Annotated in this window: 20 protein-coding genes; 12 read left to right on the forward strand and 8 right to left on the reverse strand. The window is 75.6% G+C overall.

The genetic code is table 11. The annotated features are described in order from the left end of the window. Positions 1-101: 101 nt before the first annotated feature. The 6 genes from ACI8AF_RS12020 (at position 102) to ligA (ending at position 9,322) form a co-directional block, all read left to right on the forward strand. The gene (locus ACI8AF_RS12020; protein WP_456539939.1) at positions 102-1,484 is read left to right on the forward strand and encodes an MFS transporter; all 1,383 of its coding nucleotides are present in this window, start codon (positions 102-104) and stop codon (positions 1,482-1,484) included. Continuing rightward, positions 1,481-2,671: a cysteine desulfurase family protein gene (locus ACI8AF_RS12025; protein WP_456539940.1), complete on the forward strand. Its 1,191-nt coding sequence runs from the start codon at positions 1,481-1,483 to the stop codon at positions 2,669-2,671. The genes ACI8AF_RS12020 and ACI8AF_RS12025 overlap by 4 nt, the downstream gene beginning before the upstream one ends. A 2-nt stretch (positions 2,672-2,673) precedes the next feature. Then, positions 2,674-3,738: a tRNA 2-thiouridine(34) synthase MnmA gene (mnmA, locus tag ACI8AF_RS12030; RefSeq protein ID WP_456539981.1), complete on the forward strand. Its 1,065-nt coding sequence runs from the start codon at positions 2,674-2,676 to the stop codon at positions 3,736-3,738. Between the two features lie 162 nt (positions 3,739-3,900). Continuing rightward, positions 3,901-5,796 carry a bifunctional metallophosphatase/5'-nucleotidase gene (locus ACI8AF_RS12035; protein ID WP_456539941.1) on the forward strand — a complete coding sequence of 632 codons (1,896 nt, stop codon included), beginning with the start codon at positions 3,901-3,903 and terminating at the stop codon, positions 5,794-5,796. A 47-nt stretch (positions 5,797-5,843) separates the two neighbouring features. Next, on the forward strand, positions 5,844-6,878 hold the full coding sequence (locus ACI8AF_RS12040) for a methionine synthase (RefSeq protein ID WP_456539942.1): 1,035 nt from the start codon (positions 5,844-5,846) through the stop codon (positions 6,876-6,878). A gap of 278 nt (positions 6,879-7,156) precedes the next feature. Beyond that, positions 7,157-9,322, forward strand: a complete 2,166-nt coding sequence (gene ligA / locus ACI8AF_RS12045; RefSeq protein ID WP_456539943.1) for an NAD-dependent DNA ligase LigA — start codon at positions 7,157-7,159, stop codon at positions 9,320-9,322. 113 nt (positions 9,323-9,435) lie between these two features. Here ligA and ACI8AF_RS12050 read toward each other — a convergent pair whose 3' ends face one another. The 4 genes from ACI8AF_RS12050 to ACI8AF_RS12065 form a co-directional block, all read right to left on the reverse strand. Continuing rightward, positions 9,436-9,630 (reverse strand): hypothetical protein, encoded by a 195-nt coding sequence (locus tag ACI8AF_RS12050; RefSeq protein ID WP_456539944.1) that lies wholly within the window; start codon positions 9,628-9,630, stop codon positions 9,436-9,438. 63 nt (positions 9,631-9,693) lie between these two features. Beyond that, positions 9,694-11,106, reverse strand: a complete 1,413-nt coding sequence (locus ACI8AF_RS12055) for an FAD-dependent oxidoreductase (protein WP_456539945.1) — start codon at positions 11,104-11,106, stop codon at positions 9,694-9,696. Positions 11,107-11,169: 63 nt separating this feature from the next. After that, positions 11,170-13,236: an AAA family ATPase gene (locus tag ACI8AF_RS12060; protein ID WP_456539946.1), complete on the reverse strand. Its 2,067-nt coding sequence runs from the start codon at positions 13,234-13,236 to the stop codon at positions 11,170-11,172. 99 nt (positions 13,237-13,335) lie between these two features. Next, entirely contained in the window at positions 13,336-14,001 is a 666-nt protein-coding gene (locus ACI8AF_RS12065) for an ACT domain-containing protein (protein WP_456539947.1), read from the reverse strand. 186 nt (positions 14,002-14,187) lie between these two features. Here ACI8AF_RS12065 and gatC point away from each other — a divergent pair, with 186 nt between their 5' ends. Genes gatC through gatB form a run of 4 tightly spaced genes read left to right on the forward strand, consistent with a single transcriptional unit; the run spans position 14,188 to position 17,697 of the window. Further along, on the forward strand, positions 14,188-14,487 hold the full coding sequence (gatC, locus tag ACI8AF_RS12070; protein WP_456539948.1) for an Asp-tRNA(Asn)/Glu-tRNA(Gln) amidotransferase subunit GatC: 300 nt from the start codon (positions 14,188-14,190) through the stop codon (positions 14,485-14,487). Beyond that, the gene (gene gatA, locus ACI8AF_RS12075; RefSeq protein WP_456539949.1) at positions 14,484-16,019 is read left to right on the forward strand and encodes an Asp-tRNA(Asn)/Glu-tRNA(Gln) amidotransferase subunit GatA; all 1,536 of its coding nucleotides are present in this window, start codon (positions 14,484-14,486) and stop codon (positions 16,017-16,019) included. Before gatC ends, gatA begins: the two co-directional genes overlap by 4 nt. After that, a complete protein-coding gene (locus tag ACI8AF_RS12080) occupies positions 16,016-16,189 on the forward strand; it encodes a hypothetical protein (protein ID WP_456539950.1) in 174 nt (57 codons plus the stop codon). Before gatA ends, ACI8AF_RS12080 begins: the two co-directional genes overlap by 4 nt. Continuing rightward, on the forward strand, positions 16,186-17,697 hold the full coding sequence (gatB, locus tag ACI8AF_RS12085; protein WP_456539951.1) for an Asp-tRNA(Asn)/Glu-tRNA(Gln) amidotransferase subunit GatB: 1,512 nt from the start codon (positions 16,186-16,188) through the stop codon (positions 17,695-17,697). The genes ACI8AF_RS12080 and gatB overlap by 4 nt, the downstream gene beginning before the upstream one ends. Before the next feature lie 58 nt (positions 17,698-17,755). Here gatB and ACI8AF_RS12090 read toward each other — a convergent pair whose 3' ends face one another. The 3 genes from ACI8AF_RS12090 to ACI8AF_RS12100 are packed head-to-tail and all read right to left on the reverse strand — an operon-like array spanning position 17,756 to position 20,612. Continuing rightward, positions 17,756-18,922, reverse strand: a complete 1,167-nt coding sequence (locus ACI8AF_RS12090) for a PQQ-dependent sugar dehydrogenase (protein WP_456539952.1) — start codon at positions 18,920-18,922, stop codon at positions 17,756-17,758. Positions 18,923-18,927: 5 nt separating this feature from the next. Continuing rightward, positions 18,928-20,133, reverse strand: coding sequence for a cation:proton antiporter (locus ACI8AF_RS12095; RefSeq protein WP_456539953.1), 1,206 nt, complete (start codon positions 20,131-20,133; stop codon positions 18,928-18,930). Further along, positions 20,130-20,612 carry a cation:proton antiporter regulatory subunit gene (locus ACI8AF_RS12100; RefSeq protein WP_456539954.1) on the reverse strand — a complete coding sequence of 161 codons (483 nt, stop codon included), beginning with the start codon at positions 20,610-20,612 and terminating at the stop codon, positions 20,130-20,132. Before ACI8AF_RS12100 ends, ACI8AF_RS12095 begins: the two co-directional genes overlap by 4 nt. Positions 20,613-20,674: 62 nt before the next feature. Here ACI8AF_RS12100 and ACI8AF_RS12105 point away from each other — a divergent pair, with 62 nt between their 5' ends. Beyond that, complete coding sequence (locus ACI8AF_RS12105; RefSeq protein WP_456539955.1) at positions 20,675-21,634, forward strand: 2-hydroxyacid dehydrogenase; 960 nt, start codon at positions 20,675-20,677, stop codon at positions 21,632-21,634. On the opposite strand, the gene ACI8AF_RS12110 is transcribed toward ACI8AF_RS12105, so the two are convergent. After that, a complete protein-coding gene (locus tag ACI8AF_RS12110) occupies positions 21,628-21,999 on the reverse strand; it encodes a PH domain-containing protein (RefSeq protein WP_456539956.1) in 372 nt (123 codons plus the stop codon). The genes ACI8AF_RS12105 and ACI8AF_RS12110 overlap by 7 nt on opposite strands. 63 nt (positions 22,000-22,062) lie before the next feature. Between ACI8AF_RS12110 and ilvD the strand changes: the two genes are divergently transcribed. Beyond that, positions 22,063-23,775 (forward strand): dihydroxy-acid dehydratase, encoded by a 1,713-nt coding sequence (ilvD, locus tag ACI8AF_RS12115; RefSeq protein WP_456539957.1) that lies wholly within the window; start codon positions 22,063-22,065, stop codon positions 23,773-23,775. The last annotated feature ends 27 nt before the right edge of the window (positions 23,776-23,802 follow it).

A 23,802-nucleotide genomic window follows, 5' to 3' on the forward strand; every position in this document is an offset into this window, starting at 1 on the left:
CAGCACGGCCGCCGAGCGCCGGTCCCCGTCGGGGGGCCGGCGCTCGGCGTGTGTCCGGAAAGAGTTCGCGGGGCGGGACGGTTGAGCGGAAGGTGGACGGGGTGGCGCGACTGCTCGACCGGGAGCACCGGCTGACGACGGCGGGGCTGGTCATGCTGGTCACGTTCATCGCCTTCGAGGCGATGGCGGTGGGGACGGCGATGCCGACCGCGGTGGCCGAGCTCGACGGGCTGGCCTGGTACGCGTGGCCGTTCAGCGCCTTCCTCGTCGCCTCCGTCCTCGGCATGGTCGTCGGCGGCGACCTCGGCGACCGGCGCGGGGCCGGTGTGGCGCTGCCCTGGGGCGTCGCCGCGTTCGCGGTGGGCCTGCTGGTCGCCGGCGTCGCCGGGCACATGTCGCTGTTCGTCGCCGGCCGGGCGGTGCAGGGCTTCGGCGCCGGCACCATCGCGGTCAACCTCTACGTGATCGCCGGGCTGGCCTACGAGCCGGCGCTGCGCCCGCGGCTGTTCGGCGCGATCAGCTCCGCCTGGGTGCTGCCCGCGCTCGTCGGGCCGCTGCTGGCCGGCCTGCTCACCACCCACGCCAGCTGGCGGCTGGTCTTCCTCGGGCTGCTCCCGCTGATCGCGCTCGGCACCGGGCTGGTGCTGCCCGCCGTCCGGGCGCTGCCGCGCAGCGAGGGCCCCGGCCGGCCGGCGCGGTCCCGGTGGGGCTGGGCGCTGCTCGCCGGGGCCGGCATCGGGGTGCTGCAGTACGCCGGCCAGCGCCGCGACCTGCTCGCCCTGGGGCTCGCGGTCGCCGGTGTCGCCGCCCTGCTCGCGGGCCTGCGGCCGCTGCTGCCGGCCGGCACCGGCCGGGCGCGGCGGGGGCTGCCGGCCGTGGTCGCCTCGCGCGGGCTGCTCGCCGGCGCCTTCTTCGGCATGGACGCCCTGCTGCCGCTGGCCCTCACCGAGGTGCACGGGTTCAGCGCCACCACCGCCGGCATCCCGCTGACCGCCGGCGCGGTCGGCTGGGCCCTGGCGTCGCACCTGCAGGGGCGCTTCCCCGACGCCCCGCGCGAGCGGCTGCTGCGGCTCGGCTTCGCGTTGCTGGCGGCCGGTCTGGCCGGGACGGCGCTGACCGCGGTCCCGGCGCTCGGCGGGTGGCCGGCGTACCTCACCTGGGCCGTCGCCGGGCTCGGCATGGGCCTGGGCATGCCCAGCGTCGGCGTGCTGCTGCTCGACCAGTCGCCGGAGCACCGCCGCGGCGCCGACTCGGCGGCCCTGCAGATCTCTGACGTCACCGCCTCGGCGCTGTGCATCGGCCTGGCCGGGGTGCTGGTCGCGGCGGCCACGGCGGGAGCGCTGTCGATGCCGGCGGCGATCGGCGGCACGGTCGCCGTCCTCACCCTGCTGGCGCTGGTCGGCGTCCGGGTCGCCGGGCGGGCCGCCGCCCCGGTTCCCGGGCGGGCGACCGCGGAGGGCGCGACTACATTGAGTGCGTCATGACGTACCTGGACCACGCGGCCACGACGCCGGTGCTCCCCGAGGTGCTGACCGCGATGACCGAGCAGCTCGGCCGGGTGGGCAACGCCTCCTCGCTGCACGCCAGCGGCCGGGCCGCGCGGCGCGAGGCCGAGCAGGCGCGGGAGCGGATCGCCGAGGCGCTGGGCGCGCGGCCGTCGGAGGTGCTGTTCACCGGCGGCGGCACCGAGAGCGACAACCTCGCCGTCAAGGGCCTGTTCTGGGCGCGGCGCACGGCCGACTCGCGCCGTCGCCGGCTCGTGGTCAGCCCGGCCGAGCACCACGCCGTGCTCGACAGCGTCGAGTGGCTGGTCAAGCACGACGGCGCCGACGTCACCTGGCTGCGGGTCGAGCCCAGCGGCCGTGTGACGCCGGACGCCCTGGCCGACGCGCTCGGCGACGGCACCGACGTCGCGGTGGCCAGCGTCATGTGGGCCAACAACGAGATCGGCACCGTCAGCGACGTGGCGGCGCTCGCCGACGTCGCGCACGCGGTCGGCGTGCCGCTGCACACCGACGCGGTGCAGGCGGTCGGCCAGGTGCCGGTCGACTTCGCCGCCAGCGGCGCCGACGCGCTCACCATGACCGGCCACAAGCTGGGCGGCCCGATGGGCGCCGGGGTGCTGCTGCTGCGCCGCGACGCCGAGTGCACGCCGCTGCTGCACGGCGGCGGCCAGGAGCGCGACGTGCGCTCGGGCACCCTCGACGTCGCGGCCATCGTCGGCATGCAGGTGGCGACGACGGCGGCGGTCCGGGGGCGGCCCGAGCGGGCGCCGCGGCTGGCGCGGCTGCGCGACCGGCTCGTCGCCGGCGTCGTCGCCCAGGTGCCCGACGCCCAGCTCAACGGCGCGCCGCTGGACGACGTCCTCACCGGCGGGCCCGGACGGCTGCCGGGCAACGCGCACCTGTCCTTCCCCGGTGCGGAGGGCGACGCGCTGCTCATGCTGCTCGACGCCCGCGGGGTCGAGTGCTCGACCGGGTCGGCCTGCAGCGCGGGGGTGGCACGGCCCAGCCACGTGCTGCTGGCGGTCGGCGCCGAGCCGGGGCGGGCCCGCAGCTCGCTGCGGTTCAGCCTCGGGCACACCTCGACCGACGCCGACGTCGACGCGCTGCTCGAGGTGATCGGGCCGGTGGTGGAGCGCGCACGGCGGGCGGGTCTGGGGTCGCGGTGAGGGTGCTCGCCGCGATGAGCGGTGGCGTGGACTCCGCCGTCGCCGCCGCGCTCGCCGTCGACGCCGGGCACGACGTGACCGGCGTGCACCTGGCGCTCTCGCCCGACCGGCAGGTGCTGCGCAGCGGCGCCCGCGGCTGCTGCAGCGTGGAGGACGCGCACGACGCCCGCCGGGTCGCCGACGAGCTCGGCATCCCGTTCTACGTCTGGGACCTCGCCGAGCGGTTCGCCGAGGACGTCGTCGAGGACTTCGTGGCCGAGTACGAGGCCGGGCGCACGCCGAACCCGTGCCTGCGCTGCAACGAGAAGATCAAGTTCGCCGCGGTGCTGGACCGCGCACGGGCGCTGGGCTTCGACGCCGTCGTCACCGGTCACCACGCCCGGCTCTCCGGCGGCGAGCTGCGCCGCTCGGTCGACGCGGGCAAGGACCAGTCGTACGTGCTGGCCGTGCTCACCGCCGAGCAGCTGGCGGGCGCGGCGTTCCCGCTGGGCGCGATGACCAAGGACCGGGTGCGCGGGATCGCCGCCGAGCGCGGCTTCGCCGTCGCCGCCAAGCCCGACTCGCACGACATCTGCTTCATCCCCGACGGCGACACCCGGGGCTTCCTCGCCCGCCGGCTGGGCAGCCGGCCGGGTCCGCTGGTCGACGCGACCACCGGGGCCACGGTGGGCGAGCACGACGGCACCTACGGCTTCACCGTCGGCCAGCGCCGCGGCCTCGGGGTGAGCGTCGGCGACTCCCGCCCGCGGTACGTGCTCGGCATCGAGCCGGTCAGCCGCACCGTGACCATCGGGACGGCGGACCTCGCCGGCGTCCGCGAGGTGCGCACGGCGGCGCCGACGTGGACCGGCGCAGCGCCGGTGCTGCCGCTGCGGGCGGAGGTGCAGCTGCGCGCGCACGGCACGCCCGTCGCCTGCGAGGTGACTGCCGCCGACGGCGGTCTGCTGCTGCGGCTGGACGACCCGCAGCGCGGCGTGGCGCCCGGGCAGTCCGCCGTGCTCTACGAGCCGGACGCCGAGCGCGGCGACCGGGTGCTCGGGCAGGGCGCCGTCCTGTCGACGGCGTGAACTCAGAACTACGTTTCCCGACCCGGTCTTCACTTCCGAGACGGTCCGGGCTAGCGTCCTCCTGAGCCACTTCCTGAGCGAAGCTTCTTAGCTCGGCTCACCACTTCGCCGTGAGGCCACCCGACCCGGTGGTCTGCTCCCGCATGCCCTGTGGAGGACGACTTGCCCCGATTCCGACCGACCCTGGTGGTCGCCGCACTGGCGGCGTCCGTCGCGGTGGGCACCCCGCTGACCGCCTCCGCCGCACCGGGCAACGGCGCCGGAGGGGTGCCGGTCCAGCTGATCGCCATGAACGACTTCCACGGCCGGATCAGCCCGCAGACCGGCGGTGACGGGAGCTTGGTCACCGCGCCGGGACCGGACGGCGCCTACGGCACCGCCGACGACGTGTCGGAGCAGGTGGGCGGCGCCGCCAACGTCGCGACGACGCTCGGCGACCTCCGGCAGGGCTTCGGCGGCCCGAAGCACAACTCCTTCTTCGTGGGTGCCGGCGACCTGGTCAGCGCCTCGCCGTTCAACTCCAGCGCGTTCAAGGACGAGCCGACCATCGAGGTGCTCAACGCCCTCGGGTTGGACTTCTCCGCCGTGGGCAACCACGAGTTCGACCGCGGCCAGGAGGAGCTGTACCGCATCTCCGGCGCGACCGACGGGCAGTTCTCCGACGACGTCACCGCCTGCGAGGGCGTGACCCCGGAGGTCGACGGCTGCTACGCCGACAGCACCGGTCAGCCGTTCGCCGGCGCGGAGTTCCCGTACCTGGCGGCCAACGTGACCGACGACGCGACCGGCGAGCCGGTCCTGCCGCCGTACGAGATCGTGCAGACCACCGGCAACAGGGAGATCGGCCTCATCGGTGTCGTCACGGACGACACCCCCACCATCGTCGCCGCCGCGGGGATCGAGGGGCTGACCTTCGGCGACGAGGCGGCCGCGATCAACCACTACGCCGGGGAACTCCAGGAGCAGGGCGTCGAGGCCATCGTCGTCATGGTCCACGAGGGCGGCACCCAGGGCACCGGCGGCGGCTTCGACCGCTGCGTCGGCGACATGGCCGGGACGCCGATCGGCGACATCAACGCCGACGTCTCCGCGGCGGTCGACGTGATCATCAGCGCGCACACCCACGTGCCCTACGACTGCACGCTGCCCGACCCGGACGGCCAGCCGCGGCTGGTGACCCAGGCCGGCTTCTACGGCAAGGCGCTGACCGACATCCAGTTCCGGCTCGGCAGCGACGGCGACGTCGTCCGGAGCACCGCGACCGCCACCAACGTCCCGGTGCGGCGGACCTCGCCGGACCCGGACGTCCAGCGGATCGTCTCGTACTGGGAGGCACGCGCCGCCGAGGCGGGGAACGTCCCGGTCGGCACCCAGACGGCGGACCTCGACCGGGCCCACCGCGCCGGTAGCCCCGTGCGCGACAGCGAGTCCAGCCTCGGCAACCTGGTCGCCGACGCCCAGCTGGCGGCCTTCCCCGACGCCGACGTGGCCTTCATGAACCCCGGCGGCCTGCGCGCGGACATCAACTGCGCGTCGTCCGGGCCGGGTGACCCGGCCGGGACCATCACCTACGCCGAGACGTTCGCGGTGCAGCCGTTCAGCAACACGGTGAACACCGTGCAGCTGACCGGAGCGGCGATCGAGCAGGTGCTCGAGCAGCAGTGGGGAACCCGCAGCGGCTCGCCCAGCTTCCTGCAGCTGTCGGTGGCCGGACTCACGTACGAGTTCGACCCGATCCCGGCTGCCGCGGGTGCCGCGGACCGGATCGACCCGGCGAGCATCCTGGTCGACGGAGTCCCGCTGGACCCGGCCGCCACCTACACGGTGGTCGCCAACTCGTTCCTGATCGCCGGCGGGGACGCCTTCCCCGCCTTCGTGAGCGGCCGCGTCCCCGGTGCCGAGGTGGTCACCGGACCGAACGACGTCGACGCCTTCAACGCCTACCTGGCCGCGCAGCCCGGACCGGTGGCGCCGCCGGCGCTCGACCGGGCCGTGTCGACCGACCCGGCGCAGGCGTGGGACGACGACCGCTCGGGCGCGGGCCCGTGCACCGTCTGACTGGGAACCGCCGGGACCACGGCGGCGGCTGGGCTACCGTCGCCGTCGTGGTCCCGTCGTCCGAACCCGCACCGCACGACGCGCACGACGAGCCGAGGCCGGGCCCCGCACCCTGGGGGCCGGCCTCCGGCGTCGGGTCCCTCCCCGGCGCCGACCCGCACGAGGCGGTGCGGCTGGTGCTGGGGGAGCTGCCGGAGTTCCCGCACCTGCCGGAGCTGCCCGGCCGCGGACCGGGCGCCGACCTGGTCGGCCGCAGCGCCGCGCTGCTCGTCGACGTCGCCGTGGACCTGACCCCGGCCGGCTGGCGGCTGGTGCCGCGACCCGGGGTCGACCTGCGCCGGGCGCACGACCTGCTCGAGCGCGACCTCGACGCGCTCACCGAGGTCGCCGACGGCTACGCCGGGCCGCTGAAGGTGCAGGCCGCCGGACCGTGGACGCTCGCCGCCGGGCTGGAGCGCGAGCGCGGCGAGCGGGCGGTCGTCGACCGCGGCGCCCGCCGCGACCTCGCCCAGTCGCTCACCGAGGGGCTCGCCGCGCACGTCGCCGAGGTGGCCGCCCGGGTGCCCGGGGCCCGGGTCGTCGTCCAGCTGGACGAGCCGTCGGTGCCCGCCGTGATCGAGGGCGCGCTGCCGACCGCGAGCGGCTACGGACGGCTCGCCGCGGTCGAGGCCAACGTCGTCCAGGACGAGCTCGCGGCCGTCGTCGACGCGCTGCCCGGCCCGGTCGTCGTGCACTGCTGCACGGCCCGGGCGCCGCTCGGCCTGTTCCGCGCCGCCGGCGCCGCCGGGGTCTCCTTCGACTCCGGCCTCGTGCAGGACCTCGACGCCGTCGGCGAGGCGGTCGAGGCGGGCACCCACCTGCTCGTCGGCGTCGTCCCCGGGACCGACGGCCCGCTCGGCGCGCCCAAGGCGACCGCCTCCCGCCTGCAGGGGCTCTGGCGCGAGCTCGGCTTCCCGGCCGAGCAGCTGCACACCGCCGTGACCCTGACGCCGTCGTGCGGCCTGGCCGGCGCGACGCCGGCCTACGCCCGTGCGGCCATGGCCCACGTCCGCGAGGCGGCGAAGCACCTCCAGCCCGGATAGCTCAGCGCAGCCCGCCCACGACGGCGACGGCGGTGCCGTCCCTCGGGCACGCCCACCGCGCGGCGCCGTCCAGGGCACCTCCCCGGGCGTGCGAGGGGCGGGGAGGACGGGGTCCTCCTACTGCTGGTGCCGCGCGGGACCGGCGCGCCGGTGGTGGTCAGCTCGCGGACGGCGGGGACGAGGGCGCGGGCCAGCTCCGCGTGCACGACCGCCATGGTGACCACCACGGCAGGGTGGATGCGGGTTCGCCGTCGTACCCGGCGGATACGGTGCGGTGCGTGAGCACCGAGGCTGAGGTCGACGTCCCGCAGGTGGTGGCCGCGGAGGACCGCGAGGACCTCACGCAGGTCCCCGACGACGCGCGCACGAGGCACCGGGACCTCTCCGAGCTGCTCGACAGGTACGCCTTCGCCTACTACGTCCGCGACGAGCCGCTGGTCAGCGACGGCCAGTACGACGAGCTCATGGGCGAGCTCAAGACCATCGAGGCCGCCCACCCCGCCCTGGTCACGCCGGACTCGCCGAGCCAGAAGGTCAACGGCGGCTTCACCGCGACGTTCGCGCCGGTCCAGCACCTGGAGCGGATGCAGAGCCTGGACAACGCCTTCAGCAGCGACGAGCTCTCCGCCTGGGCCGCCCGGGTCGAGCGCGAGGTCGGCACCGGCGCCCGCTACCTGTGCGAGCTGAAGATCGACGGGCTCGCCGTCGCCCTGCTCTACGAGCGCGGCCGGCTGGTCCGCGCGGCGACCCGCGGCGACGGCACCACCGGCGAGGACGTCACCGCCAACGTCCGCACCATGCAGGACGTCCCGCAGGAGCTCACCGGCGACGACCTGCCCGAGCGGCTCGAGGTGCGTGGCGAGATCTACTTCCCGGTCGAGGCGTTCGCCGACCTCAACGCCTCGATGGTCGAGCAGGGCAAGGCGCCGTTCGCCAACCCGCGCAACGCCGCCGCCGGCTCCCTGCGGCAGAAGGACCCGCGGGTCACCGCCTCGCGGCGGCTGCGGCTGATCGTGCACGGCCTCGGCGCGCACGACGGGTGGCAGCCGGAGAACCAGTCCGACGCCTACGTCCGCCTGCGCGCGCTCGGCCTGCCCACCAGCGACCGCTACGAGGTGGTCGACGACCTCGAGGGCGTGTGGGCCTACATCGAGCGCTACCGCGAGCAGCGGCACTCGGTCGAGCACGAGATCGACGGCGTCGTCGTCAAGGTCGACCAGGTCGCCCTGCAGCGGCGGCTGGGCTCCACCTCGCGCGCGCCGCGCTGGGCGATCGCGTTCAAGTACCCGCCGGAGGAGGCGACGACCAAGCTCCTCGACATCCGGGTCAACGTCGGCCGCACCGGCCGGGTGACGCCGTTCGCCTTCATGGAGCCGGTCAAGGTCGCCGGCTCCACGGTGCAGCTGGCCACCCTGCACAACGCCAGCGAGGTCAAGCGCAAGGGCGTGCTCATCGGCGACACCGTCGTCATCCGCAAGGCCGGTGACGTCATCCCCGAGGTGCTCGGCCCGGTGGTGGCGGCGCGCACCGGCGACGAGCGCGAGTTCGAGATGCCCACGCACTGCCCCGAGTGCGGCACCGAGCTGCGGCCGGAGAAGGAGGGCGACGCCGACATCCGCTGCCCCAACGCCCGCTCCTGCCCGGCCCAGCTGCGGGAGCGCGTCTTCCACGTCGCCGGCCGCGGCGCCTTCGACATCGAGAACCTCGGCTACGAGGCCGCGATCGCGCTGCTGCAGAGCGGCCTGCTCACCGACGAGGGCGACCTGTTCTTCCTCGACGCCGAGAAACTCGAGCAGTCGGAGTTCTTCACCAAGAAGGACGGCACCCTCTCGGCCAACGGGCAGAAGCTGCTGGCCAACCTGCAGACCCGCAAGGACGTCCCGCTCTGGCGGGTGCTGGTCGGCCTGTCCATCCGGCACGTCGGGCCGACGGCGGCCCAGGCGCTGGCCCGCGACTTCCGCTCCCTCGACCGGATCGCCGAGGCGAGCGAGGAGGAGCTGGCCGCCGCCGACGGCGTCGGCCCGACCATCGCCAGGTCGATCCGCGACTGGTTCGCCGTCGACTGGCACCGCGAGGTCGTGGACAGGTGGCGGGCGGCCGGCGTGCGCATGGCCGACGAGGGGGAGGCGGCCGGACCGGGCCCGCTCACCGGCGTCACCGTCGTCGTCACGGGCTCGCTGCGCGACCACAGCCGCGACCAGGCCACCGCGGCGATCCAGGAGCGCGGCGGCAAGGTGACCGGCTCGGTGAGCAAGAAGACCGGCTTCGTCGTGGTGGGGGCCGACCCGGGCAGCAAGTACGACAAGGCCGTGCAGGTCAAGGTGCCGATCCTGGACGACGACGGCTTCCGGGTCCTGCTGGAGCAGGGGCCGGACGCCGCCCGCGAGGTGGCGACCATCGGCGACGGCGACGGCGACGGCGACGGCGGCGAGCCGGCGGAGTAGCCGGTGCGGCGGGGTGGCGCGCCTCGCCCGCTCTTCTCGCGGGTCCCCCGTGCTGCAGAGCGGGCGGTGCGAGGGAGGAGCGAGCGATCAGCTCCGGCCGACCGCTCCGGTGCTCACGTCCGCGCGACCCACTCCCGCAGGGTCTTGGCCACGTAGACCACGGAGAGGACGACGAAGGCGGCGCCGATCGCCGCCTTGACCTGGTCCTCGGTGAAGGGCGTGTTGCGGGCCACCACCGGTCCGGCGGCGTCGGCGACCTTCGCCCGCCACCCCTGCAGGCCGGCCCGGCCGAGCTCCAGAGCTGTCATGACGGCCCACTACCCGGCCGGGTGCGCACCGACGCCGTGGCACCGCCCCGCACCCCTGCCGGCTCAGGCGCCGATGGCGGCGAGCACCTCGGCCCGGCTGGGACCGGGGAGCGGGTAGCGCGGCGCGCCCGCGCCCAGCGCGCGGATCCTGGCGACGACGGCCGGATCGGCCAGGACCTGGGCCGCCGGCTCCACCAGCAGGGCCAGCCGGGCGAAGAGCCGACGCGCATCCGGGTCCACCAGGGCCGCCGCCGTCAGCGCCTCGCCCACCACCCAGCCCGGGTCGTCCGTCTCGTACGGGCGCCCGCTCATCTCGCCGGCCAGCTCGGCCAGGCGGTGCCGGTCGAACGCCAGGGTGGCGCGGTACAGCGGCTCGACGGTCGCGGCCGTCACGTCGTCCACCCGCCGCACGACCTTGTCGGCGTCGGCCAGGTCCACCTCGCGCAGCACCTGCTGCACGGCCCGCGCGTGGACGGCACCCATCGAGGTGCCCCGGCCCAGTGCGGGGTTGGTCCGCGCCCACGCGTCGCCGACCAGGACCAGGCCGGTGACGACCGGCTCGCCGTCGACCACCAGCCGCCGGTGCTGGTCCTCCAGCCCGGCCATGACGTCGACGCCGGTGAACGGCTCGCCCCGGGTCCAGTGCGCGGCCAGCGGGCACCGGGCCAGCGCCGCGGACCAGGCGCGGGGGTCGCGCAGGGCGCGCAGCGCGTGGTCGGCCGAACTGGTCACGATCCCGACGGACCACGTCCCGTTGTCGGCGGGCAGCGTGACGAGGGTGAACGGGGCGTAGTGCTGCAGCAGCGGCGCCATCGCGACCGGCAGCCCGTCGCCGGCCGACCGGAAGTGCCGGCTGTAGTAGACGAAGCCGGAGTCCTCGCGCTCCTCCGCGGGCGGCCGGGCGCCGATCGCGGCCAGCCAGTCGGCCACCCGTGCCCGGCGGCCCCGGCAGTCGATGACGAGGTCGGCCGCGATCCGCTCGCCGCCGGCGGTGCGCACCCCGGCGACGTGCGGCACGCCCGGGGCCGTCGGCGTCCCGGTGGTGAAGCCGGTGACGGCGACCCCGCGCCGCACGTCCAGCCCCGGCGTGCGCGCCGCCGCGCCGGCCAGCACCGCCTCGAGCACCGGCCGCCGGGCGGTGACCGTCTCGAACCGGTCGTCGTCCGGCCGGATCGGACCCCGCACCTGCTCCGGTGCCGCGGTGATCACGTTCAGCCTCAGCCCGCCGGCCGCGACGAGGTCGTCGAGCACCTCCGGCAGGGTCTCCTGCAGCTCGACGCGCCAGCGCGACAGCATGAGGTGCAGCTGCCGGAACTGGCCGACGCCCGGCCGGTCCCACCCCTCCCAGGCACGCTCCGGCGCCGGCGGGGCGGCCGGGTCGCGCTCCAGGACCGTCACGCGGTGCCCGTCGCGGGCCAGCAGCATCGCCGTCGTCAGGCCGTTCATTCCGGCACCGAGGACCGTGATCGTCGCCATCTCTCGCTCCCTCCTCCGATCCGTGCCGGGGAGGGTGGCGCGACCAGGTGCTCGCTTCCCAGATCAGTCGGTGCTCACCCGGTGCTCACCCGGCCGCGGGCCGTCGGGGAGCGCGGCCTCGCCGATCTCGACCGCCCAGAGCAGCGCGACGAGGTCGTCCAGCGCCGCGGCCAGGTGCCGCCGGTAGGTGCTGAACGGCAGGCCGAGGACCTCCGCGGCGGCCTCCTGGGTCCCGGCGGGCCGGAGGAAGGTGCGGTCGAGCACCCGGCACCGACCGCCGCCGCGCGGCTGCTGGGCCAGGACGGCCACCGCGCGCCGGACGGAGGACCGCAGGGCGGCCGGGTCCGGGCCGGTGGGTCCCCGGGCGACCCGGGAGCCCATGAGGGGGTTGGCGGCCAGCCGGTCGTCCCGGTGGAGGTCGCGCAGCGCCGAGCGCACCGCCGCGCCGAATGCCTCGCGGCCCAGCGGGGCGGGCCGGAGGAGGGAGTCCGGTGGCGGGCCGGTCACGCCGGTCCGTTCCCGGTCGTTCATCAGGTCCATCCACGCGTCCGGCGGGAGCCGGCGCCAGTCGTTGCCGTAGAGGACGTGCCGGCGTCCGCCGACCGTGACCTCGCCGACGGGGAGGAAGGCGAGGTACTCGAAGAACGGCCCCCAGAACTCCGGGTCGGTGGTGCCGGTGAACGACCAGGCGAGAGGTCGGCCGAGCCAGGTCGTCAGCGCGGCCACCGAGGACACGAGGACGGCGTACGGATCGCGCTCGAACTCCTGCGCGCCCCCCATGAAGCGGGTGAGGTGCACCTGCTCGCCGGGCCGGAGCGGTGAGGTCCGGTCGACGTGCGCGAGCGCCGCCCGCACCACCGGGTCCCGCTGCTCCAGCGGCGACCCCGTGGGGAGCAGCAGGCCGAGCACGAACGCGGCGACCGCGCCCTCGTGGCGCACCACCTGCAGCGCCTCGGGCGCCTCGCCCAGCCACTCGCGGGCCAGGTCGGCGTGCGCCGGGCCGAGGAACCGCTGGACCATCGCCAGCACGGCGGCGCGGTCCGCGGGACCGGCGGGGACGACGGCCGTCGAGCCGCTGCTGCGCAGCTGCCAGAAGGTGCTGGTCAGCGGGCTGTGGCGGTGCAGGTAGAGCAGTTGCTCCGCCGCGTGCTGCCGGTCGGCGCCGGCGGCCGAGCGGATCTCGCCGACGACGCGGTCGTGGACGATCCGGTGCAGCCTCCGCTGCCGCTCGGGGGAGCGCCGTTCCAGCTCGGCGGTGAGCACGTCCCGGGCGAGGTCGTGCAGCACCAGCCCGCGGGGGCCGCACGACACGAAGGGCTGGCGGGCCAGCCAGTCCCACACCTCCGGCGCCCGCTCGCCCACCGTCTCGGCGAGCAGGTCCTCGGTGGTCGACCACGCCACCGTGCAGGTGGCCAGCCCGACGGCGTGGGCCTCCGCGGGCACCTGGCTGACCACGACCTCGAGCAGGGCCGAGACCAGGTCCGGCGCGGCGGCCAGCTCGCCCGGCAGCGGCCCCTCGGCGACGGCGTCGGCGAGCATGGCCAGCGCCAGCGGGTGCCCGCGGCTGAGCGAGACGAGGCCGCCGTGCCGCTCGGCGGGCACGCCGCACCGGGTGAGGAACTCCGCGCTCTCCCGCTCCGTCAGGCAGTCCAGGCGCAGCACCGCGCCCAGCTCGCGCCACCCGGGCAGCCGTCGCCAGTCGGGGTCCGGTGAGTCCCGGCCGGCGAGCACGGCCAGCCCGTCGCCGGGGAGGTCGGGCAGCAGCTCCCGGCGGATCCACCGGTCGGCCGGTGTCAGCTGCTCGTAGTGGTCGACGAACAGCGCGAGCCCGGGCAGCTCCTCCAGCCGCGGCGGACCGCTGCGCAGCGCCCGCGCCAGCGCCGCGCGCACGCCCTCGGGGGAGGGGTCCACCTCCCGGCCGTCGACCAGCACCGCCGGCCGCCCCGCGGCGAGCGCGCGGACGCGGAACTCGTCGAGCAGGGTCGACTTGCCGATCCCGCCCTCACCGTGGACCAGGAAGATCCGCTGCGGCGCGCGTCCGCTGAGCGCGTCGGTGAAGCGGGCGAGCTCCGCCCGGCGGCCGACGAAGGTGCGCCGGCCGGCCGCGTCGAGCACCTCTCCGAGACGCATCGCCGGCATCCGTCCGGTCGGGTCGGTGGTCGTGTCGATGACACCGCATCGCCGACGGGATGGCTAGCCGTTCGCGGCCCCCCGCACGAGGTCCTCCGGCTAGGCCGGGGGCAGGTGCGCCACCGTGCCGGCGATGCCGGTCAGGTGGGCCAGGCGCAGCAGCTCCGAGCGGCGGAACGCCGGGCCGCCGGACCGGCCGAGCACCACCGCCTGCTGGGCGCCGAGGGGGGCGGCCATCATCTCGATGGCCATCTCCCGCCACCGCTGCGGCAGCCACTCCTCCTCGCTGGGCAGCAACCGGGGCGTCGACAGCGGCATCCACGGCAGCGGGAGCGCGTCGAAGGCGGGCGCGGCCTCCGACGCGGCGAGCACCTCGCAGGAGTCCGGCGCGCTGCCGGCCAGCACCACCGCCCAGCCGCTGTGGAACACCCGCGGCAGCTCGGCGGCCAGCAGCTTCTCGGCGGTCCCCTCGGCCGCCCGGCCCAGCGCGTCGAGCAGCTCCAGCTCGCGGTGCGTGTCCAGCGGTCCGGCGAACGGGCGCAGCGACTCCACCTGCACGCCCGACACGGCCTGCGCCGCGGTGATCAGGCTGTCGGGCAGCCGCCCCTGCGGCAGCTCCACCACCACGTCGTCGACGGCGAGCCCGCCGGCCCGCTCCAGCACGTCGAGGGAGACGATGTCGGCGCCCGCCTCGCCCAGCGCCGTGGCCACGGCGCCCAGGATGCCGGGGCGGTCGGGGACCACCAGGCGCAGGAGAAAGGACACGGTTCCTCCGGGGCTCGGGCGGGTGAGGCGCTGGGGACGCGGGCCATCTCCGTCGATCGCCGGTACCGAAGCTTCCCGCATCCCCGGCCCGGGGTCGAGCACACCCCCGCCACGTACAGTGGCGGGGTTGCATCCGAAGGTCCTGCTGCGGCGCGCGAGGCGCCGCCGGAACGGAGTCCACACCCCGTGACCAAGCTCTCCCGGGACGAGGTCGCGCACCTGGCGCGCCTGGCCCGCCTGGCCGTCACCGACGAGGAGCTGGACGTCTTCGCCGGTCAGCTCGACGTCATCCTGGACGCCGTCGCCCGGGTCGGCGAGGCGGCGGCCGAGGACGTCGCCCCGACCACGCACGCGGTGCCGATGACCAACGTGATGCGCCCCGACGTCGTCACCCCCTGCCTGCCTCGCGACGTCGTCCTGGCCGGTGCTCCCGCCGCCGAGGACGGCCGGTTCCGGGTGCCGCGCATCCTGGGGGAGGAGGCGTGACCGCCCCCGTGGTGAGCGACCTGGTCCGGGCCGACGTCACCGAGCTGAGCCGGCTGCTCTCCTCCGGCGAGGTGAGCGCGGTCGAGGTGACCTCGGCCTACCTCGACCGGATCGAGGCCGAGGACGGGCGCATCGGCGCCTACCTCTTCGTCGACCGCGAGGCGGCCGTGGCGCGGGCCGGCGAGATCGACGCGGCCCGTGCCGCCGGCACCGAGCTCGGCCCGCTGGCCGGCGTGCCGCTGGCCCTCAAGGACGTGTTCGTCACCGAGGGCGTGCCCTCCACCAGCGGCTCCCGGATCCTCGAGGGCTGGCGCCCGCCCTACGACGCCACCGTCGCCGCCCGGCTCAAGGCCACCGGTTCGGTGCTGCTGGGCAAGACCAACATGGACGAGTTCGCCATGGGCTCGTCGACCGAGAACTCCGCCTACGGCGCGACCCGCAACCCGTGGGACCTCGATCGGGTGCCCGGCGGCTCCTCGGGCGGCTCGTCGGCCGCGGTCGCCGGCTTCCTCGCCCCCTGGGCCCTCGGCACCGACACCGGCGGCTCGATCCGCCAGCCCGCCGCCGTCACCGGCCTCGTGGGGCACAAGCCCACCTACGGCTCCGTCTCCCGGTACGGGCTGATCGCGTTCTCCTCGAGCCTCGACCAGGCCGGGCCGATGACCCGCACCGTGCTCGACGCGGCGCTGCTGCACGAGGCGATCGGCGGGCACGACCCGCACGACTCCACCAGCATCGACGCGCCGCTGCCGCCGCTGGCCGAGTGCGCCCGGCGGGGCGCCGTCGGCGACCTGTCCGGCCTGCGCGTCGGCGTCGTCCGCGAGCTCGGCGGCGAGGGCCACACCGACGGCTACGAGCCCGGCGTGCTGGCCCGCGCGGCCGAGGCGGTGGCGCTGCTCGAGAGCATGGGCGCCGAGGTCCGCGAGGTCTCCTGCCCCGCCTTCGACCTCGCGCTGCCCGCCTACTACCTGATCGCGCCGAGCGAGGCGTCGTCCAACCTGGCCCGCTTCGACGGCGTCCGGTACGGGCTGCGGGTGGGCGACGACGGCTCCAACGACCTCGACACCGTGATGGCGCTGACCCGCGAGCAGGGCTTCGGTCCCGAGGTGAAGCGGCGGATCATCCTCGGCACGTACGCGCTGTCCAGCGGCTACTACGAGGCCTACTACGGGCAGGCGCAGAAGGTCCGGACGCTGATCAGCCGCGACTTCAGCGCCGCCTTCGACCAGGTCGACGTCCTGGTCAGCCCGACGACGCCGACCGTCGCGTTCCCCCTGGGTGCGCGGGTCGACGACCCGCTGGCCATGTACGCCGCCGACCTGTGCACGCTGCCGGCCAGCCTGGCCGGGCTGCCGGCCATCTCGGTGCCGTGCGGGCTGGCCGACGGGCTGCCGGTCGGCTTCCAGGTCATGGCGCCCGCGCTGGCCGACGACCGCTGCTACGAGGTCGCCGCCGCGCTGGAGGCCGCGCAGGACGCCGCCCGCGGGCGCCGGCTGCTCGACGAGCTGGCCGACCGGGGGGCGGGCGCGTGAACGGGGCGCTCAAGGCCGCCTGGGCGCTGACCGCGTTCGTCGTCCTGGCCGGGCTGGTGCTCTGGCTGGTCACCGGCCGGGCCGTCTTCGCCGTCTTCATCGTCCTGGGCCTGCTCACCGGCGCCGGCGCCTGGGTGACCGGCCGTTCGACCGAGAAGGAGACCCCGTGACGACGACGACCGGGGAGCGGCTGGTCGACTTCGACGAGCTGCTCACCCGCTACGAGCCGGTGATCGGGCTGGAGACGCACGTCGAGCTCGGCACCGCCTCGAAGATGTTCTGCGGCTGCGCGACCACGTTCGGCGCGGAGCCGAACACCCAGACCTGCCCGATCTGCCTCGGGCTGCCCGGCTCGCTGCCGGTGGCCAACGCGGCGGCGATCGAGTCGACGATCCGCATCGGCCTGGCGCTGGGCTGCCGGATCGCCACCTGGTGCCGCTTCGCCCGGAAGAACTACTTCTACCCGGACATCCCCAAGGGCTTCCAGACCAGCCAGTACGACGAACCGCTGTGCACCGCCGGGCACCTCGACGTCGAGGTCGACGGCGAGACCTACCGGGTCGAGATCGAGCGGGTGCACCTCGAGGAGGACACCGGCAAGAACCTGCACGTGGGCGGGGCGACCGGGCGCATCCACGGCGCCGACCACTCGCTCATCGACTACAACCGGGCCGGCATCCCCCTGGTGGAGATCGTCACGCGCCCGATCCCGGGCGCCGGGGCCAAGGCGCCGGAGGTGGCCCGCGCCTACGTCACCGAGCTGCGCAACATCCTCCTGGCGCTGGGCGTCTCCGAGGTGCGCATGGAGCAGGGCAACCTGCGCTCCGACGTCAACACCTCGCTGGCACCGATCGGCAGCCTCGACTGGGGCACGCGCACCGAGACCAAGAACGTGAACTCGCTGCGGTCGGTGGAGCGCGCCGTCCGGTACGAGATGCGCCGCCAGGCCGGCGTCCTCGACGCCGGCGGGCGGGTGCTGCAGGAGACCCGGCACTTCCACGAGGAGACCGGCACGACGTCGCCGGGCCGGAGCAAGGAGGAGGCGACCGACTACCGGTACTTCCCCGAGCCCGACCTCGTGCCCATCGCCCCCGACCCGGAGTGGGTCGAGAAGCTGACCGCCGAGCTGCCGGAGCTGCCCGCCGCGCGGCGCGCCCGCCTCCGCGAGGAGTGGGGCGTCTCGGCGACGGAGATGGCCTGGCTGGTCAACGCCGGCGCCGTCGACCTGGTCGCCGACACCGTCGGCGCCGGGGCCACGCCGGCCGACGCCCGCAAGTGGTGGCTGGGCGAGCTGGCCCGCCGCGCCAACGACGCCGGCGTCGAGCTGACCGAGCTGCCGATCACCCCGCGGCAGGTCGCGGAGCTCACCGGCCTGGTGGCCGCCGGCACCGTCAACGACCAGCTGGCCCGGCAGGCGCTCGACGGCGTGCTCGCCGGCGAGGGCGACCCGGCCGCGGTCGTCGAGGCCCGCGGGCTGGCCGTGCTGGGCGAGTCCGACGAGCTGGTCGCCGCGGTGGAGGCGGCCATCGCCGGGGCGCCGGACGTGGTCGAGAAGGTGCGCGGGGGCAAGGTGCAGGCGCTCGGCGCGCTGGTCGGCCAGGTCATGAAGGCCACCCGCGGCAAGGCCGACGCCCCGACGGTGAAGCGCATGCTCGAGGAGCGCGTCCTCGGCAGCTGAGGTCCGCTTTCGGCGCCGAAAGCGGACCTGCTCCCGGCGCCGAAGGCGGCCGACGACGTCAGAGAGGGCTGTCGCCGCCGCTCGTCGGCGGGATGATGCGCAGCACCTTGTCGTCGCCGTCGCGGGGGGTGCCGACGCCGTCGCGGTTGGACGTCGTGATCCACAGCCCGCCCTGGGAGTCCAGGACGACGGTGCGCAGCCGGCCGTAGGTGCCGGCGAGGAACTCCTCCGGGTCGTCGACGACGGCGCCGTTCTCGTCGAGGGTGGCGATGCTGACCTTCTCGCCCTCGAGCATGCCCAGGAACACCGTCGAGCCGGCGATCGAGCACCCGCCCGGCCCGGCCTCGGCGGTCGCGAACGACGTCACCGGGTCGGCGGTGTCGGGCGTCTCGGTCGGCCAGCCGTAGTCGCGGCCGAAGGCGATCGCGTTCAGCTCGTCGGGCCCCGCGGCCGGGTCGTCGGTGGCGAAGACCGTGTCGTCGGCGCCGAGGCACAGCGCGGTCACGTTGGCCAGCCCGCGCGCGTGCACCGGGTCGGAGCCGATCGGCTCGCCGAAGACGTCGATGTGCAGCACCTTGCCGGCCCAGGCCTGCGGGTCCTGCGCCAGCGCCGCGTCGCCGGTGTCACCGGTGCCCACGTAGAGGGTGCCGTCGGAGCCGAACAGCAGGGCCCCGCCGTTGTGCGTCGCGCCGCGCGGGATGCCCGCCAGCACCGGGTTGGGCGTGCCGCCGATCGGGAAGCGGACGACGCGGTTGTCGGTGGGCGTCGTGACGTAGGCGTAGAGCAGGCCGTCCTCGGCGAACGTCGGGCTGAGCGCCAGGCCGAGCAGGCCGCCGTCCCCGCTGGTGTCGATGCCCGAGACGGTCATCAGCTCGCGGGCCGGGGAGCGGTCGGGGAAGACCTGCAGCAGCCGGCCGGTCTCGCGCTCGCCGACGATCGCCGTGCCGTCGGGGAGCACCACCAGGCCCGTGGGCACGTTCAGATCGCTGGCGACGACGTTGGGGTCACCGGCCTGCTGACCCGAGCCGGGGTCGGCCGGCTGGCCGGGGGCGGGCGGCGGAGCCGACTCGGTGGGCGGCCCGACCTGGGGCGGCGCCCCCTCGGGCAGCGGCCGCCACGGCCCGTCCTGCTGGTAGCCCTCGTCGCCGCAGGCGGCCAGCGCACCGGTGAGGACGACGGTGGCGGCCAGCAGCCGGACGGCGCGGCCCGCCGAGCGTCCCCTCACCCGGCTCACAGTACGTGCGGCCGGGACGGCGCGGCGGTTCCCCGAGCCGCCGGCGCTCCGCGCAGCGCCAGGCGGCGGGCGAACGGATCGGCGAGACGGGGCGCCAGCGGTCCGACCACGGCCAGGATCAGGACGTAGGCGGCGACGGTGGGGGCGAACTCGGGGTGCACCGTGCTGCCGACCAGCCCGGCGATGATGATCGAGAACTCGCCGCGGGCGACCAGCGCCGCGCCGGCGCGCAGCCGGCCGGCCGGGCCGACCCCGCCGCGGCGGCCGGCCACCCAGCCGGTGGCGACCTTGGTGGCGATGCCGACGACGGCCAGGGCGGCCGCCGGAAGCAGCACCCCCGGCAGCTGCGAGGGGTCGGTGGAGAGACCGAAGAAGACGAAGAAGACGGCGGCGAACAGGTCGCGCAGCGGGCCGACCAGCCCGCGGATCTGCTCGGCGACCTCGCCGGAGAGCGCGATGCCCAGCAGGAACGCCCCGACCGCGGCCGACACGTGCACGGCCTCGGCCGCGCCGGCCACCAGCAGCGCCAGGCCGACCACCCGCAGGATGAGCACGTCGTCGGAGCGGGCGCCGACGAAGCGGGTGACGCCCTCGCCCCAGCGCAGCGCCACCACCAGGACGACGGCCAGCGTGGTGAGGGCGACCAGGATCGACACGGTCGCCGCCGTCATGGACGACGCCGCGACGATCGCGGTGAGCAGCGGCAGGTAGGCCGCCATGGCGAGGTCCTCGAGCACCAGGACGCCGAGCACCGCCGGCGTCTCGCGGTTGCTCAGCCGGCCGAGGTCGGTGAGGACCTTCGAGATGATCCCGGAGGAGCTGATGGCCGTGACCCCCCACATGGCCAGCGCGGCCACCGGCCCCCAGCCGAGCAGCAGCGCCAGCACCGCGCCCGGCAGGCCGTTGACCAGCAGGTCGAACGCGCCCACCGGCGCCTGCGTGCGCAGGCTGTGCCGCAGCTCGTCGGGGGTGTACTCCAGGCCGAGCACGAGCAGCAGCAGGACGACGCCGATCTCGGCGCCGACGTCGAAGAAGTTCTCCGGCGCCTGCAGCGGCAGCAGCCCGCCCGTGCCGAACGCCAGCCCGGCGAGCAGGTACAGCGGGATCGGGGAGAGCCCGGTCCGCCCGGCCAGCCGGCCGATCACACCCAGCCCGAAGAGGACCGCCCCGATCTCGAGGAGGAGCTGAGCGGTCTCGTTCAAGGGGCGGAGAGCAGACCGCGGACGGCGTCGACCCCGGCCTGGGTGCCGACCACCACCAGCCGGTCGTCGGCCTGGAACCGGAAGTCGGGGGTGGGGGAGGCGACCATCTCGTCGCCGCGCAGGACGGCGACCACCGAGGCGCCGGTGCGGGTGCGGATGGCCGTGTCGCCGAGGGTGGCGCCGACGTACCGGGAGCCGGGCTCGATCGGGATGCCCTCGGTGGCCAGCGCCTCGACCTGGTCGCGCAGCCGCGCCAGCCGTTCGGTGACCCGCGGCGCGCCCAGCAGCTCGGCCAGCACCTCGGCCTCGTCCGGGGTGAGGTCGATGGCGTCGGAGCAGGCGTCCGGGTCGAAGCGGTCGTACACCGCGACCTGCCGGGCCCCGTTGCGCTGGGAGAGGACGCCGATCCGGCGGCCCTGGGCGGTGACGAAGTCGTGCCGCAGCCCGATGCCCGGTAGCCGCGTCTCCTCGATCTCCACGGACCCTCCTTCTCCGGGGCCCAGACTAGGTGCGCCGCGGGCGGGCACTAGCTTCGGCGGTCGTGCCCCCCGCGATCACCGGCGCCGACGTCGTCGGCCCCGACGAGACCCTGCACGTGCTCGTCCCCTCCACGGCGCTGGTCCGCGCCGCCGAGGCGCTCTCCCCGCGGGTGCGCGCGCACCGGTTCGACCCGGCCGACGGCGTCCCGACCGGGGAGGCCACCCGGGCCCAGGTCGTCGTCCCGCGGGGTGGCGGCACGCCGCTGTCCGCCGAGCTGCTGGCCGCGCTCCCGCACCTGCGGCTGGTCCAGCTCATGAGCGCGGGAGCGGAGCACGTGGTGGGCCGGCTGCCCGAGGGCGTCACGCTGTGCAACGCCCGCGGGGCGCACACCCCGTCGACCGCCGAGTGGGCGGTCACCGCCACCCTCGCCGCGCAGCGCGGCATCCCGCACTTCGTCCGCGAGCAGGAGGCGGGGCGCTGGTCGCCCGGCACGCACTCCTCGCTGGTCGGCGCGCGGGTGCTCGTCGTCGGCGCCGGCGACATCGGCCGCGCGATCGGCCGCATGGTGGCCGGCTTCGACGTCGAGCTCACCTACGTGGCCCGCACCGCCCGCGACGGCGTCCGGTCGACCGAGGACCTGCCGCAGCTGCTGCTCCGGGCCGACGTCGTCGTCCTCGTCGTGCCGGTCACCCCCGAGACGACCGGCATGGTCGACGCGGGGTTCCTGGCCGCGATGAAGGACGGCGCCCTGCTGGTCAACGCCGCGCGCGGGGTGGTCGTCGACACCGACGCGATCCTCGCCGAGCTGCAGGCGGGCCGGCTGCGCGCGGCCCTCGACGTCACCGACCCCGAGCCCCTGCCCGCGGGCCACCCGCTGTGGACCGCACCCGGGCTGCTGCTCACCCCGCACGTCGCGGGCGCGGTGCCGGGCACCGACGAGCGGGCCGCGGCAGCGGTCACCGACCAGCTGCGCCGGGTCCTCGACGGCCGGCCGCTGGAGAACGTCGTCGGCGCCTACTGAGGCTGGGGGATCCGGCCGCCGGAGAGCTCGGCGATCTTCGGCAGGTCGCGGATCCGCACCACCGGCAGGCGCACCTCGGTGCCCCCGGTGGTGACCAGCCACAGGCTGCCGCGCTCGCCGAGCCGGACGGCGGAGAGCTCGCTCCACGGGACGGTGCGCGAGGCCACGGCGGAGCGGGCGGTGATGCCCTCGTCGCCGATGTCCACCCCGGCCCGGAGCACGTACGCGGCCGCGGCGAGGGGGAGGAGCAGGGCGAGCCAGCCCCACGGGCTCGCCGCCGCGGCCAGGGGGAGGACGCAGATCAGCAGGACGACGACCGGCAGGTACGCCGTCCGGCCCAACCGGAAGCGCGCGGGGACAGCCACGAGGACCCATGGTCCCAGACGTGCCGACCGGTCCCGCGCCGCGCAGGCATAGCATCGCCGTCCGTGACCAGCGTCGAGGACCGCCCCACGGCCAGCCAGACCGCCGACCTCAAGCCGCGCAGCCGCGAGGTGACCGACGGCATCACCCGGGCGCCGCAGCGGGCCATGCTCCGGGCCGTCGGCATGGGCGACGACGACTGGGACAAGCCGCAGATCGGCGTCGCCTCGTCGTGGAACGAGATCACGCCGTGCAACCTCTCCCTGGACCGGCTGGCCAAGCGGGCCAAGGAGGGCGTGCACGCCGCCGGCGGCTACCCGCTGGAGTTCGGCACGATCTCCGTCTCCGACGGCATCTCGATGGGCCACGAGGGCATGCGCGCCTCGCTGGTCTCCCGCGAGGTCATCGCCGACTCGGTGGAGACGGTCATGTTCGCCGAGCGGCTCGACGGCTCGGTGCTGCTGGCCGGCTGCGACAAGTCGCTGCCGGGCATGCTCATGGCCGCCGCCCGCCTCGACCTCGCCAGCGTCTTCCTCTACTCGGGCTCGACCCTGCCCGGGCAGCTCGGCGACCGCGACAACCTGACGATCATCGACGTCTTCGAGGGGGTCGGCGCCTGCGCCCGCGGCCTGATCAGCCGCGAGGAGCTCGACGCGATCGAGAAGGCCGCCTGTCCCGGCCAGGGCTCCTGCGGCGGCATGTACACCGCCAACACGATGGCCAGCGTCGCCGAGGCGCTCGGCATGGCGCTGCCGGGTTCGGCCGCCCCGCCCGCCCCCGACAGCCGGCGCGACGCGTTCGCCGTCGCGTCGGGCGAGGCCGTGGTCAACCTGCTGCGCAAGGGCATCACCGCGCGCCAGATCATGACCAAGAAGGCGTTCGAGAACGCGATCACCGTGGTCATGGCGCTCGGCGGCTCCACCAACGCCGTCCTGCACCTGATGGCCATCGCGCACGAGGCGCAGGTCGACCTGACCCTCGAGGACTTCAACCGGATCGGCGACCGCACGCCGCACCTGGCCGACGTCAAGCCGTTCGGCCGCTTCGTGATGACCGACATCGACCGCGTCGGCGGCGTCCCGGTCGTGCTCCGCGCGCTGCTCGACGCCGGCCTGCTGCACGGCGACACGCTCACCGTGACCGGCAGGACGATGGCCGAGAACCTGGCCGAGATCGCGCCGCCGGACCTCGACGGCACGATCGTGCACGCGATGAACGACCCGATCCACAAGACCGGCGGGCTGACGATCCTCCGCGGGTCGCTGGCGCCGGAGGGTGCGGTCGTGAAGTCGGCCGGGTTCGACGCCGACGTCTTCGAGGGCACCGCGCGGGTGTTCGACGGCGAGCAGGGCGCGATGGACGCCGTCACCGACGGCACCCTCCAGCCCGGGGACGTCGTCGTCATCCGCTACGAGGGGCCCAAGGGCGGGCCGGGCATGCGCGAGATGCTCGCCGTCACCGGCGCGATCAAGGGCGCCGGCCTGGGCAAGGACGTCCTGCTGCTCACCGACGGCCGCTTCTCCGGTGGGACGACGGGGCTGTGCATCGGCCACGTGGCGCCGGAGGCCACCGACGGCGGACCGATCGCCTTCGTCCGCGACGGCGACCGGGTCCGGCTGGACCTCACCACCCGCACGCTCGACCTGCTGGTGGACGACGAGGAGATCGCCCGCCGCCAGGAGGGCTGGGCCCCGCCGGCGCCGCGCTACACCACCGGCGTGCTCGCCAAGTACGCCAAGCTCGTGGGCTCCGCCGCCCGGGGCGCCATCTGCGGCTGAGGCCTTCCTCGTGCCGAGAAGGCACTC

Source organism: Blastococcus sp. SYSU D00669, assembly GCF_054050715.1.

Bases quoted from the DNA above. Each gene is read 5' to 3' on its own strand.
- ACI8AF_RS12060 (WP_456539946.1), bottom strand. From the start codon at position 13,236: ATGCGTCTCGGAGAGGTGCTCGACGCGGCCGGCCGGCGCACCTTCGTC.
- ACI8AF_RS12025 (WP_456539940.1), top strand. From the start codon at position 1,481: ATGACGTACCTGGACCACGCGGCCACGACGCCGGTGCTCCCCGAGGTG.
- ACI8AF_RS12050 (WP_456539944.1), bottom strand. From the start codon at position 9,630: ATGACAGCTCTGGAGCTCGGCCGGGCCGGCCTGCAGGGGTGGCGGGCG.
- ACI8AF_RS12055 (WP_456539945.1), bottom strand. From the start codon at position 11,106: ATGGCGACGATCACGGTCCTCGGTGCCGGAATGAACGGCCTGACGACG.